We start from the raw sequence: 12580 nt of genomic DNA, 5'->3' as shown, positions 1-12580 counted from the left end.
AGCATGCAACTGAATTCTACAGAAATCAGTGATCTGATCAAACAACGTATTGAAAAATTCAACGTTGTTAGTGAAGCAAGAAATGAAGGTACTATCGTTTCAGTAAGCGATGGTATTATTCGTATTCATGGCCTTGCAGACTGTATGCAAGGCGAAATGATTGAATTACCTGGCAACCGTTTTGGTATCGCACTTAACTTAGAGCGTGACTCTGTTGGTGCGGTAGTAATGGGTTCTTACATGGGTCTTGCAGAAGGCCAGAAAGTACGTTCAACAGGACGTATTTTTGAAGTGCCAGTAGGTCGCAACTTATTAGGTCGTGTTTTAAACACACTTGGTGAGCCTATCGACGGTAAAGGACCAATCGACAACGATGGTTTCTCTCCTGTTGAAGTAATTGCACCGGGTGTAATGGAACGTAAATCTGTTGACCAACCAGTACAAATTGGTATCAAAGCTATTGACGCTATGATCCCAATCGGTCGTGGTCAACGTGAGCTTATTATTGGTGACCGTCAGGTTGGTAAGAGTGCTATCGCTATCGATGCAATCATCAACCAAAAAGACTCGGGCATTAAATGTGTATACGTAGCAATCGGTCAGAAAGCTTCTACCGTTGCTAGTGTTGTACGTAAGCTTGAAGAACATGGCGCAATGGAAAACACTATTCTTGTTGTTGCAACGGCTTCTGAAGCTGCGGCACTACAATACTTAGCACCATACTCTGGTTGTGCTATGGGTGAATACTTCCGTGACCGTGGTGAAGATGCACTAATCGTATATGATGATCTGTCTAAGCAAGCCGTTGCTTACCGTCAGATTTCATTACTATTACGTCGTCCACCGGGCCGTGAAGCATACCCTGGTGATGTTTTCTATCTACATTCACGTCTACTAGAGCGTGCCGCTCGTGTAAACGCTGAATACGTAGAAGCGTTCACTAAAGGTGAAGTGAAAGGTAAGACTGGTTCTTTGACTGCTCTTCCAATCATTGAAACTCAAGGTGGTGACGTATCTGCGTTCGTACCAACGAACGTAATTTCTATTACCGATGGTCAGATCTTCTTGACTACAGAACTGTTTAACTCAGGCACTCGTCCTGCTGTTGATCCAGGTATTTCTGTATCACGTGTTGGTGGTTCAGCACAAACGAAGATCATTAAGAAACTATCTGGTGGTATTCGTACCGCACTAGCACAGTACCGTGAATTAGCAGCATTTGCTCAATTCTCTTCAGACCTTGATGATGCAACGCGTAAGCAGCTTGATCATGGTGCGAAAGTTACTGAGCTAATGAAGCAAGGCCAATATGCACCGATGAGTGTTGCAGAGCAGGCTCTATCTTTATATGCAGCAGAAACTGGTGCATTAGAAGATGTAGAAGTTAACAAAATTGTTAGCTTTGAAGCGTCTCTACAAGCTTATGCAAAAGCAGAACACGCTGATTTACTTGCTTCTATTAATGAAACAGGCGCGTACGACAAAGATGTTCAAGCTAAGCTAACAAGCTTACTTGCAAGCTTTAAGTCTACACAAACCTGGTAAGAGCGGTGGCAGCCTTTGCTGCCACAGCTAGCTTAATAGGAGAAGCAAATGGCCGGCGCTAAAGAAATTAAAAACAAGATCGGGAGTATTACTAATACTCAGAAGATCACCAGCGCAATGGAGATGGTTGCCGCGAGCAAAATGCGTAAAGCACAAGATCGCATGGCAGCTAGTCGCCCATACGCTAACACAATGCGCAGAGTGATCGGTCATCTCGCTGAAGGTTCTCTGGAGTACTCTCATCCGTACCTAGAAGAACGTGACGTGAAACGTGTTGGTTATATTGTGATTTCAACTGACCGTGGTCTATGCGGTGGCTTGAACATTAACCTTTTCAAAAAAACTATCTCTGATATGAAGGGATGGTCTAATAAAAATGTAGATGTAGATTTAGGCCTTATTGGTGCTAAAGCTGGTACATTTTTCGCTAACGTAGGTGGAAACGTGGTTGCTAATACAGCAAACCTCGGTGAAGCACCTAAGTTAGATGATTTGATTGGTTCTGTTCGAGTTATGCTAGATGCATACGATAACGGGAAGTTGGATCGCTTATTCGTTGTATATAACAAATTTGTTAATACGATGACGCAAGAACCAACTATCGATCAACTACTGCCGTTGCCTGCATCGGAAGAAAATGAAGCATTACCTAAGCATGGCTGGGATTACCTTTATGAAGGTGAACCTGCTGAGCTTTTAACTAAATTATTAGTTAGATTTATTGAATCTCAAGTCTATCAAGGTGTTGTTGAAAACGCAGCATCTGAACAAGCAGCACGTATGTTTGCAATGAAAAATGCAACAGACAATGCTGGTGACATCATTGATGAGCTACAGTTAGTATTTAACAAAGCCCGTCAATCTGCCATTACACAAGAGATTTCTGAAATTTGTGCTGGTGCTTCAGCGGTTTAGGCAAACTTGTAAAGTTTAGAGGATTTAAAATGAGTACTGGTATTATTGTCCAGATCATCGGTGCAGTTGTGGACGTTGAGTTTCCACAAGAATCCGTACCTCAAGTGTACGATGCACTGACATTCGACGACGCTAACCTATCTGAATTGGTGCTAGAAGTTCAGCAACAAATCGGTGGTGGTGTTGTTCGTTGTATCGTTATGGGTTCAAGTGACGGTTTACGCCGAGGCCTTAAAGTAACTAACACTGGTAGCGCGATTAGCGTACCTGTTGGTGACGAATGTCTTGGTCGTATTGTAAACGTTCTTGGTAATCCAATTGACGGTAAAGGCGCTATCCCAACAGATACGCGTTATGAAATTCACCGTGCCGCACCTTCTTATGAAGAGCAGTCACTTTCTAACGAATTGTTAGAAACGGGTGTTAAAGTTATCGATTTGATTTGCCCATTTGCTAAAGGTGGTAAAGTCGGTCTATTCGGTGGTGCCGGTGTTGGTAAAACCGTAAACATGATGGAACTGATCAACAACATCGCTAAAGCTCACTCAGGTTTATCTGTGTTTGCTGGTGTTGGTGAGCGTACTCGTGAAGGTAACGATTTCTACTACGAGATGGAAGAAGCCGGCGTACTTGATAAAGTAGCAATGGTTTACGGTCAAATGAATGAGCCTCCAGGTAACCGTTTACGTGTTGCTTTGACTGGTTTATCAATGGCTGAACGCTTCCGTGACGAAGGTAAAGATGTATTATTATTCATCGATAATATCTATCGTTATACACTTGCGGGAACTGAAGTATCTGCACTGCTAGGTCGTATGCCATCAGCAGTAGGCTATCAGCCTACACTAGCTGAAGAAATGGGTATCCTACAAGAGCGTATTACTTCAACTAAGAGTGGTTCAATTACATCTATCCAAGCGGTATACGTACCTGCGGATGATTTAACGGATCCATCTCCAGCAACAACATTTGCTCACTTAGATGCAACAGTTGTACTGAACCGTAACATTGCTTCAATGGGTATGTACCCTGCGATCGACCCACTAGATTCTACTTCTCGTCAGTTAGATCCACTAGTAGTTGGTCAAGAACATTACGACATCGCTCGTGGCGTTCAAGGTGTACTACAGCGTTATACTGAGTTAAAAGACATTATTGCGATCCTAGGTATGGATGAGCTATCTGAAGAAGATAAGCAAATCGTATCTCGTGCTCGTAAGATCCAACGTTTCTTAACTCAGCCATACCATGTTGCTGAAGTATTTACGGGTGACCCGGGTGTTCTAGTATCATTGAAAGAAACTCTACGTGGCTTTAAAGGCTTACTAGAGGGTGATTACGATGATCTTCCTGAGCAAGCGTTCATGTATTGTGGTTCTATCGACGATGCTGTTGAAGCTGCGAAGAAACTGTAAATAAGCGAGGGCACTATGGCTATGACTTTTGATTTGAATGTAGTAAGCGCAGAAGGTGTTTTATTTTCTGGGCGTGCAGAAAGCATTCAAGTTACCGGTTCTGGCGGTGAGTTCGGCATTTTAGCTGGACATACACCACTATTAACTGGAATAGTACCTGGCATGGTGCGCTTGGTTAAACAACACGGTGAAGAAGAAGTTATCTTCGTTTCAGGCGGTACTTGTGAAGTACAACCTGGCGAAGTTACCGTGCTGGCTGATACTGCTATTCGTGCAGAAGATCTAGATTTAGCCAAAGCGCAAGAAGCCAAAAGACAAGCTGAGGAACTACTTAACAGCTCTGCAACTAACCAAGATGTAGATTATGTTAAAGTTGCGAATCAACTGGCTGATGCAATTGCTCAACTTCGCGTGCTTAAATTGGTTAAAAAATTCAACTAGTTTGAATTTTTAATTGAATACGTTTAGTTGTCAAAAAGCGACCTTAGGGTCGCTTTTTTTATGTTTTTAATACACAATCCATATTGTTAAACTTAATTATTCCCTATAACCTGAATATTCTATTTATATTTTAATGTCATCATTCAGATAAGAGCCCATTATGCCCATTAGTGTTGTTATTCTTGCCGCTGGTAAAGGAACGCGTATGCGTTCAGATCTCCCTAAAGTACTTCACCCAATTGCTAAAAAACCAATGGTTCAGCATGTTATTGATACTGTAAAACAGTTAGATGTTAACGATATCCATTTAGTCTACGGCCATGGCGCTGAATTACTGAAATCACGAATCCAAGATGACAAATTAGGTTGGGTTCTACAAGCTGAACAGTTGGGGACTGGCCATGCGGTACAACAGGCCGCGGATCAATTTAAAGCCGATGAACAAGTACTCGTGTTGTATGGTGATGTTCCATTAATTAGCCAAGAAACGCTAACCCATTTATGTCAATCTCAACCTGAAGGTGGTATCGGCTTACTTACTGTGAAATTAGATAATCCTATGGGATATGGTCGCATTGTTCGTGAAGGCGACACGGTTGTAGGTATTGTTGAGCAGAAAGATGCATCAGCAGAACAACTTAAAATTAATGAAGTGAATTCTGGAATCCTCGTTGCTAATGGTGCAGATTTTCAGCACTGGTTATCTTTGTTAGATAATAATAATGCGCAAGCTGAATATTACTTAACTGATGTAATTGCACTTGCACATAAAGCTGGTCGCACGATTAACGCCGTTCACCCGATTGCAAATATCGAAGTCGAAGGTGTGAATAACCGCATGCAATTGGCTGAGCTAGAACGCGCATACCAAGAATTACAAGCATATAAGCTAATGGAGCAAGGCGTTACTATGCTTGATCCACGTCGCTTTGATTTACGCGGTGAAGTGAATGTAGGTAACGATGTTACTTTTGATATAAATGTTATTATTGAAGGCAAGGTAACGATTGGTCGTGGTGTCACTATCGGTGCTAATTGCATTTTGAAAGATTGTCACATAGGTGATAATTCGGAGATAAAACCAAATTCCATTATTGAATCAGCGACAATTGGTATTGATTGTAGTGTGGGTCCATTTGCGCGTTTACGTCCTAATACTATACTGGAAGACGATGCACATGTAGGTAACTTCGTCGAGCTGAAAAAGACAACATTAGGTAAAGGCTCTAAAGCTGGTCACCTTGCTTATCTTGGCGATAGCATTATTGGTGAAAAAGTAAATATTGGTGCAGGTACTATTACTTGTAACTATGATGGGGTAAATAAATTCCAGACTGTTATTAAAGATGGCGCATTCATTGGTTCAGATAGTCAATTGATCGCACCTGTTACTATTGGTAAAAATGCCACTGTTGGCGCTGGTTCTACTATCGCGAAAGATGTAGCTGCCGATGAACTTGTTATCACTCGAGTGAAACAACGTCATATCAAAAATTGGCCTAAACCAACTAAAATTGCAAAGTAAGCGTTAATATAATTGTAGTTATAAAAAAGCAGAGATTTATCTCTGCTTTTTTGTATTCGTCATTAACTATGCATTATACCGGGGTTGGAGTTGGATTACGTTTATGAGTTGTTTTTTTATAGGTATCGATAATTTTAGTTTCAGCTTTAATATCGATCTCTTTTCCTTCTAAGAAATCATCGATTTGCTCATAAGTAACACCTAAGGCAATTTCATCTTCTAATTGAGGGCGCTCTTCTTCCAAATCTGCAGTAGGTACTTTTTGATAAACTAATTCTGATGCGCCTAAATAGGCTGCGAGTGATCTCACCTGACGTTTATTTAAACCAAACAATGGCGCTAAGTCACAAGCTCCGTCACCGTGCTTAGTAAAGAATCCGGAAATGTTTTCTGCACTGTGATCAGTTCCTGGTACTAAACCTTGATATAAACCGGCAATTTCGTATTGTGCAATCATTCGCATTCTTGCTTTTACATTACCCTTATTAAAATCTTGGTTGAATGCGGTACTCTCTGGTAATCCAGCTGCTTTAACGGATTCGAGTACTTCCGCATGAATACTATCTGCACCAGATTGGATATTGACTACTATAGATGTTTTTGGATTAATAAAGCGAAGTGCTTTTTGTGCATCATCTTCATCTGCTTGTACAGAGTAAGGTAAACGTACTGCAATGAAATTATAATTATCACACTGGTACTCTGTATTTAGCTCTTCGATAGCTAATTGGCAAAGTCGGCCACAAGTTGATGAGTCAACACCACCACTTATACCTAATACTAAACTTTTTAATCCTGAGTCAGTTAATTGTTGCTTGATAAAGTTAATGCGACTACGGATCTCATCGGCGATATCGATACTAGGTTTAACTTTCATCTCTGCGATAATTTGTTTTTTAAGTTCAGTCATGGGTTTATCTCCTTGGTTAAGGTTATTGTATCGAGAAAAATGGACATTACTAGTTACCTAGCACCGTAAATTATGACTTTTAAGTGGACTGGTTCGCTATGTTGAGGTGTATATATACGATTGAGAGTGAAAAAGAACGGTTTAGTACTAAATCCATACAGAGCTTGTTGTTTGTGATGTTATTTTATAATAACGCTTGCCTATGTGATCGAATTCTCTATAATCCACCCCACTGACACGGCAACAGCCGCTCAGTATGCTCTTTAACAATTTATTCAAGCAATCTGTGTGAGCACTTGCAGAGATATAATGACCAAAAATTATATCAATGTAATTGTGAACATTAAATTAAATCGAAAGATTTGGTTTTATAAACAACAAACTTCGGTTTGTTGTTGAAGTACAGAATTCATTGAGCCGACTTAATCGCTTAGGCGATTAGTCAAAAAACTTTTAATTGAAGAGTTTGATCATGGCTCAGATTGAACGCTGGCGGTAGGCTTAACACATGCAAGTCGAGCGGAAACGAAGAATAGCTTGCTATTCTGGCGTCGAGCGGCGGACGGGTGAGTAATGCTTGGGAATCTGCCTAGTCGAGGGGGACAACAGTTGGAAACGACTGCTAATACCGCATACGACCTACGGGTGAAAGGGGGCCTCTTCTTGAAAGCTCTCGCGACTAGATGAGCCCAAGTGGGATTAGCTTGTTGGTGAGGTAAGAGCTCACCAAGGCGACGATCCCTAGCTGGTCTGAGAGGATGATCAGCCACACTGGAACTGAGACACGGTCCAGACTCCTACGGGAGGCAGCAGTGGGGAATATTGCACAATGGGGGGAACCCTGATGCAGCCATACCGCGTGTATGAAGAAGGCCTTAGGGTTGTAAAGTACTTTCAGCGAGGAGGAAAGGTAGTAGATTAATACTCTGCTACTGTGACGTTACTCGCAGAAGAAGCACCGGCTAACTCCGTGCCAGCAGCCGCGGTAATACGGAGGGTGCAAGCGTTAATCGGAATTACTGGGCGTAAAGCGCATGCAGGCGGTTTGTTAAGCGAGATGTGAAAGCCCCGGGCTCAACCTGGGAACTGCATTTCGAACTGGCAAACTAGAGTTCTTGAGAGGGTGGTAGAATTTCAGGTGTAGCGGTGAAATGCGTAGAGATCTGAAGGAATACCAGTGGCGAAGGCGGCCACCTGGCAAGTAACTGACGCTCAGATGCGAAAGCGTGGGTAGCAAACGGGATTAGATACCCCGGTAGTCCACGCCGTAAACGATGTCTACTCGGAGTTTGGTTCCTTGAGAACTGGGCTCTTAAGCTAACGCATTAAGTAGACCGCCTGGGGAGTACGGCCGCAAGGTTAAAACTCAAATGAATTGACGGGGGCCCGCACAAGCGGTGGAGCATGTGGTTTAATTCGATGCAACGCGAAGAACCTTACCTACTCTTGACATCCATAGAACTTTTCAGAGATGAATTGGTGCCTTCGGGAACTATGAGACAGGTGCTGCATGGCTGTCGTCAGCTCGTGTTGTGAAATGTTGGGTTAAGTCCCGCAACGAGCGCAACCCTTATCCTTATTTGCCAGCACGTAATGGTGGGAACTCTAAGGAGACTGCCGGTGATAAACCGGAGGAAGGTGGGGACGACGTCAAGTCATCATGGCCCTTACGAGTAGGGCTACACACGTGCTACAATGGCGCATACAAAGGGCTGCAAACCAGCAATGGTAAGCGAATCCCATAAAGTGCGTCGTAGTCCGGATTGGGGTCTGCAACTCGACCCCATGAAGTCGGAATCGCTAGTAATCGTGAATCAGAATGTCACGGTGAATACGTTCCCGGGCCTTGTACACACCGCCCGTCACACCATGGGAGTGGGCTGCACCAGAAGTCATTAGCTTAACCTTCGGGAGGGCGATGACCACGGTGTGGTTCATGACTGGGGTGAAGTCGTAACAAGGTAGCCCTAGGGGAACCTGGGGCTGGATCACCTCCTTACGTAAAGTTGTTAGTTTTTGTAAGTGCCCACACAAATTGCTTGAATAGAAAACGTTAAAGACGCTAGTAAGCAAAGATAAGCAATCGCTTGTTTATCTTTGCTTTTTAGCAAATTGCTCTTTAAAAATTTGGAAAGCTGAATAAATAAAGAAGTTCTTAAAACACGTTATTGCTTCGGCAATAACAATATAGTGTTCTTGAGTATTCTTGAGGCGAAAAAAACTAGATAATACCTAGTTATTTCAATTGTACGGTCGACTTTAGATTGTATGGTTAAGTGACTAAGCGTATACGGTGGATGCCTAGGCAGTCAGAGGCGATGAAGGACGTGTTAATCTGCGTTAAGCTGTGGGGAGTTGATAAAAAGCGTTAATCCACAGATTTCCGAATGGGGGAACCCACTCTACTTTGTAGAGTATCGTAACGTGAATACATAGCGTTACGAAGCGAACCGGGAGAACTGAAACATCTAAGTACCCCGAGGAAAAGAAATCAATAGAGATACCCTTAGTAGCGGCGAGCGAACGGGGTCTAGCCCTTAAGCAGTTTGGAAGTTAGTGGAAGATTCTGGAAAGTTTCACGATACAGGGTGATAGTCCCGTACATGAAAACGACCTTACTGTGAAATCGAGTAGGACGGCACACGTGATATGCTGTTTGAATATGGGAGGACCATCTTCCAAGGCTAAATACTACTGACTGACCGATAGTGAACCAGTACCGTGAGGGAAAGGCGAAAAGAACCCCTGTGAGGGGAGTGAAATAGAACCTGAAACCGTATACGTACAAGCAGTGGGAGCAGACTTGTTCTGTGACTGCGTACCTTTTGTATAATGGGTCAACGACTTAATTTCAGTAGCAAGGTTAAGCGAATAGCGGAGCCGTAGGGAAACCGAGTGTTAACTGCGCGAATAGTTGCTGGGATTAGACCCGAAACCCGGTGATCTAGCCATGGGCAGGTTGAAGGTTGAGTAACATCAACTGGAGGACCGAACCGACTAATGTTGAAAAATTAGCGGATGACTTGTGGCTGGGGGTGAAAGGCCAATCAAACCGGGAGATAGCTGGTTCTCCTCGAAAGCTATTTAGGTAGCGCCTCGCGTCTAACTATTGGGGGTAGAGCACTGTTAAGGCTAGGGGGTCATCCCGACTTACCAACCCTTTGCAAACTCCGAATACCAATAAGTTCAATCGCGGGAGACACACGGCGGGTGCTAACGTCCGTCGTGGAAAGGGAAACAACCCAGACCGTCAGCTAAGGTCCCAAAGTGTATGTTAAGTGGGAAACGATGTGGAAAGGCTCAGACAGCCAGGAAGTTGGCTTAGAAGCAGCCATCTTTTAAAGAAAGCGTAATAGCTCACTGGTCGAGTCGGTCTGCGCGGAAGATTTAACGGGGCTAAACATACCACCGAAGCTACGGATGCAAAGACTTGTTCTTTGCATGGTAGAGGAGCGTTCTGTAAGCCGTCGAAGGTGAGTTGAGAAGCTTGCTGGAGGTATCAGAAGTGCGAATGTTGACATGAGTAACGATAATGGGGGTGAAAAACCTCCACGCCGAAAGACCAAGGGTTCCTGTCCAACGTTAATCGGGGCAGGGTGAGTCGACCCCTAAGGCGAGGCCGAAAGGCGTAGTCGATGGGAAACAGGTTAATATTCCTGTACTCACTTATATTGCGATGGGGTGACGGAGAAGGTTAGGCTAGCATGGCGATGGTTGTCCATGTTTAAGGTTGTAGGCTGTGTGCTTAGGTAAATCCGGGCGCACATTAAGGCTGAGAACTGATGACGAGTCTCTACGGAGATGAAGTAGTTGATACCCGGCTTCCAGGAAAAACCTCTAAGCTTCAGATATAAGAGAATCGTACCCCAAACCGACACAGGTGGTTAGGTAGAGAATACTAAGGCGCTTGAGAGAACTCGGGTGAAGGAACTAGGCAAAATGGTACCGTAACTTCGGGAGAAGGTACGCCAATGATGGTGAAGGACTTGCTCCGTAAGCTATTGTTGGTCGCAGAGAAATGGTGGCTGCAACTGTTTATTAAAAACACAGCACTGTGCAAAATCGAAAGATGACGTATACGGTGTGACGCCTGCCCGGTGCCGGAAGGTTAATTGATTGGGTTAGACTTAGGTCGAAGCTCATGATCGAAGCCCCGGTAAACGGCGGCCGTAACTATAACGGTCCTAAGGTAGCGAAATTCCTTGTCGGGTAAGTTCCGACCTGCACGAATGGCGTAATGATGGCCACGCTGTCTCCACCCGAGACTCAGTGAAATTGAAATCGCTGTTAAGATGCAGTGTACCCGCGGCTAGACGGAAAGACCCCGTGAACCTTTACTATAGCTTGGCACTGAACATTGAACCTACATGTGTAGGATAGGTGGGAGACGTTGAAGCATTGTCGCTAGATGATGTGGAGTCAACCTTGAAATACCACCCTTGTACGTTTGATGTTCTAACGTAGGCCCCTTATCGGGGTTGCGGACAGTGTCTGGTGGGTAGTTTGACTGGGGCGGTCTCCTCCCAAAGAGTAACGGAGGAGCACGAAGGTTGGCTAAACATGGTTGGACATCATGTGGTTAGTGCAAAGGCATAAGCCAGCTTAACTGCGAGACAGACACGTCGAGCAGGTACGAAAGTAGGTCTTAGTGATCCGGTGGTTCTGAATGGAAGGGCCATCGCTCAACGGATAAAAGGTACTCCGGGGATAACAGGCTGATACCGCCCAAGAGTTCATATCGACGGCGGTGTTTGGCACCTCGATGTCGGCTCATCACATCCTGGGGCTGAAGTTGGTCCCAAGGGTATGGCTGTTCGCCATTTAAAGTGGTACGCGAGCTGGGTTTAGAACGTCGTGAGACAGTTCGGTCCCTATCTGCCGTGGGCGTTTGAGAATTGAGAGGAGCTGCTCCTAGTACGAGAGGACCGGAGTGGACGAACCACTGGTGTTCGGGTTGTTATGCCAATAGCATTGCCCGGTAGCTAAGTTCGGAACTGATAACCGCTGAAAGCATCTAAGCGGGAAGCAGGCCTCGAGATGAGTTCTCACTGGAGCTTTAAGCTCCCTGAAGGGCCGTTGGAGACTACAACGTTGATAGGCAAGGTGTGTAAGTGCTGTGAGGCATTGAGCTAACTTGTACTAATTACCCGTGAGGCTTAACCATACAAATTAAAGTATGATTAATTGAAATATGACTTAAGAATAAACAGAACACTTTATGTTTTAAAGACTTCTTTATTTATAGCTTTTCAGATTTAAAAATGAAACGTAAGTTTCTATATAGAAAGCAAACCAGATTTGCTTGGTGACCATAGTGTTGCGGTACCACCTGATCCCATTCCGAACTCAGTAGTGAAACGTAATAACGCCGATGGTAGTGTGGGGCTTCCCCATGTGAGAGTAGGGCATCGCCAAGCGCCAAATTAGAGAGAGCCGATATCAGTAATGATATCGGCTTTTTTGTGTCTGTAATTTACAGCTGTGATGTGATTATTGCGCGTTTGAATTAAAAATACCGAGCTTAACCTGCTGCGTCGGTTGCTATAAACGTATTCCAACTAATAAAAAACCAGCCGATGGCTGGTTTTTGTGTATTTAAAGTCGGATTAATTAAAGTCAGCGATAATGTACAGGTGCTAGCTTGCAAAAATACGCAGTTCTCTTTCGCTGAACTGAATATCGGGTCTTATTATCGCGGAATATACACGTGTAATAATTTATTTATGCTAAAGCCGTTTTATTTTGGCTGTAAAATGGCGTAATTGGACGCTAAGGACTAGACTTAATATCCTTACTCGATAGTATTACCCTTAAAGTAAATCTGTAACG

6 protein-coding genes and 3 rRNA genes are annotated in these 12580 nt (G+C 43.9%); 8 read left to right on the top strand and 1 reads right to left on the bottom strand.

Features of this window, described 5'->3' with window-relative positions; translation table 11 throughout:
- Positions 1–3: 3 nt before the first annotated feature.
- From atpA to glmU, 5 genes are all read left to right on the top strand, one after another.
- Positions 4–1545 carry a F0F1 ATP synthase subunit alpha gene (gene atpA, locus HWV01_RS22250; RefSeq protein ID WP_045108512.1) on the top strand — a complete coding sequence of 514 codons (1542 nt, stop codon included), beginning with the start codon at positions 4–6 and terminating at the stop codon, positions 1543–1545.
- 48 nt (positions 1546–1593) lie between these two features.
- A complete protein-coding gene (atpG, locus tag HWV01_RS22245) occupies positions 1594–2460 on the top strand; it encodes a F0F1 ATP synthase subunit gamma (protein WP_211673518.1) in 867 nt (288 codons plus the stop codon).
- Between the two features lie 29 nt (positions 2461–2489).
- A complete protein-coding gene (gene atpD, locus HWV01_RS22240; RefSeq protein ID WP_045108514.1) occupies positions 2490–3875 on the top strand; it encodes a F0F1 ATP synthase subunit beta in 1386 nt (461 codons plus the stop codon).
- A 15-nt stretch (positions 3876–3890) separates the two neighbouring features.
- On the top strand, positions 3891–4316 hold the full coding sequence (locus HWV01_RS22235) for a F0F1 ATP synthase subunit epsilon (protein ID WP_045108515.1): 426 nt from the start codon (positions 3891–3893) through the stop codon (positions 4314–4316).
- Between the two features lie 160 nt (positions 4317–4476).
- The gene (glmU, locus tag HWV01_RS22230; RefSeq protein ID WP_211673517.1) at positions 4477–5841 is read left to right on the top strand and encodes a bifunctional UDP-N-acetylglucosamine diphosphorylase/glucosamine-1-phosphate N-acetyltransferase GlmU; all 1365 of its coding nucleotides are present in this window, start codon (positions 4477–4479) and stop codon (positions 5839–5841) included.
- A gap of 73 nt (positions 5842–5914) precedes the next feature.
- On the opposite strand, the gene nadE is transcribed toward glmU, so the two are convergent.
- Complete coding sequence (gene nadE / locus HWV01_RS22225; RefSeq protein WP_211673516.1) at positions 5915–6751, bottom strand: ammonia-dependent NAD(+) synthetase; 837 nt, start codon at positions 6749–6751, stop codon at positions 5915–5917.
- A 454-nt stretch (positions 6752–7205) separates the two neighbouring features.
- On the opposite strand from nadE, the gene HWV01_RS22220 reads away from it, so the two are divergent.
- The 3 genes from HWV01_RS22220 (at position 7206) to rrf (ending at position 12168) form a co-directional block, all read left to right on the top strand.
- Positions 7206–8750 (top strand): 16S ribosomal RNA (locus HWV01_RS22220).
- A gap of 271 nt (positions 8751–9021) precedes the next feature.
- Positions 9022–11915, top strand: a 23S ribosomal RNA gene (locus tag HWV01_RS22215).
- Between the two features lie 137 nt (positions 11916–12052).
- A 5S ribosomal RNA gene (gene rrf / locus HWV01_RS22210) occupies positions 12053–12168 on the top strand.
- Together the 16S, 23S and 5S rRNA genes form the textbook arrangement of a ribosomal RNA operon.
- The last annotated feature ends 412 nt before the right edge of the window (positions 12169–12580 follow it).

The organism is Moritella sp. 5, assembly GCF_018219455.1.
Classification (GTDB): Bacteria; Pseudomonadota; Gammaproteobacteria; order Enterobacterales; family Moritellaceae; genus Moritella.
This window is presented reverse-complemented; position numbering and strand designations above follow the sequence as displayed.

What these genes read in the sequence shown, in the direction of transcription:
- glmU (WP_211673517.1), top strand. Translation starts at nt 4,477, where the DNA reads ATGCCCATTAGTGTTGTTATTCTTGCCGCTGGTAAAGGAACGCGTATG.
- HWV01_RS22235 (WP_045108515.1), top strand. Translation starts at nt 3,891, where the DNA reads ATGGCTATGACTTTTGATTTGAATGTAGTAAGCGCAGAAGGTGTTTTA.
- atpA (WP_045108512.1), top strand. Translation starts at nt 4, where the DNA reads ATGCAACTGAATTCTACAGAAATCAGTGATCTGATCAAACAACGTATT.
- nadE (WP_211673516.1), bottom strand. Translation starts at nt 6,751, where the DNA reads ATGACTGAACTTAAAAAACAAATTATCGCAGAGATGAAAGTTAAACCT.
- atpG (WP_211673518.1), top strand. Translation starts at nt 1,594, where the DNA reads ATGGCCGGCGCTAAAGAAATTAAAAACAAGATCGGGAGTATTACTAAT.
- atpD (WP_045108514.1), top strand. Translation starts at nt 2,490, where the DNA reads ATGAGTACTGGTATTATTGTCCAGATCATCGGTGCAGTTGTGGACGTT.